Annotated in this window: 1 protein-coding gene; it reads left to right on the top strand. The window is 66.0% G+C overall.

Annotated elements, in window-relative coordinates; genetic code table 11:
• A partial coding sequence (locus CIW48_RS32975; protein ID WP_281407427.1) for a TCP-1/cpn60 chaperonin family protein occupies positions 1-626 on the top strand: 626 nt, incomplete at both ends.

A 626-nucleotide genomic window follows, 5' to 3' on the forward strand; every position in this document is an offset into this window, starting at 1 on the left:
ATCACGGTCGAGGAGGCCAAGACGGCCGAGACCGAGCTCGACGTCGTCGAGGGCATGCAGTTCGACCGCGGCTACCTCTCCCCGTACTTCATCACGAATGCGGAGAAGATGGTCGCCGAGCTCGAGGACCCCTACATCCTCATCCACGAGAAGAAGCTGTCCTCGCTCCAGGCCATGCTGCCGGTGCTCGAGGCCGTGGTCCAGACCGGCAAGCCGCTGCTGATCATCGCCGAGGACATCGAGGGCGAGGCGCTTGCCACGCTCGTGGTGAACAAGCTGCGCGGCGGCCTGAAGGTCGCGGCCGTCAAGGCGCCGGGCTTCGGTGACCGCCGCAAGGCGATGCTCGAGGACATCGCGATCCTGACCAAGGGCCAGATGATCGCCGAGGATCTCGGCATCAAGCTCGAGAACGTGACGCTGCCCATGCTCGGCCGCGCCAAGCGCGTGCGCATCGAGAAGGAGAACACCACGATCATCGACGGCGTCGGCGAGAAGTCCGACATCGAGGGCCGCATCTCGCAGATCAAGGCGCAGATCGAGGAGACCACCTCGGACTACGACCGTGAGAAGCTGCAGGAGCGTCTGGCCAAGCTCGCGGGCGGCGTCGCGGTGATCCGCGTCGGCGG

The sequence above is a fragment of the Methylobacterium sp. P1-11 genome (assembly GCF_008329595.1).
Lineage (GTDB): Bacteria > Pseudomonadota > Alphaproteobacteria > Rhizobiales > Beijerinckiaceae > Methylobacterium.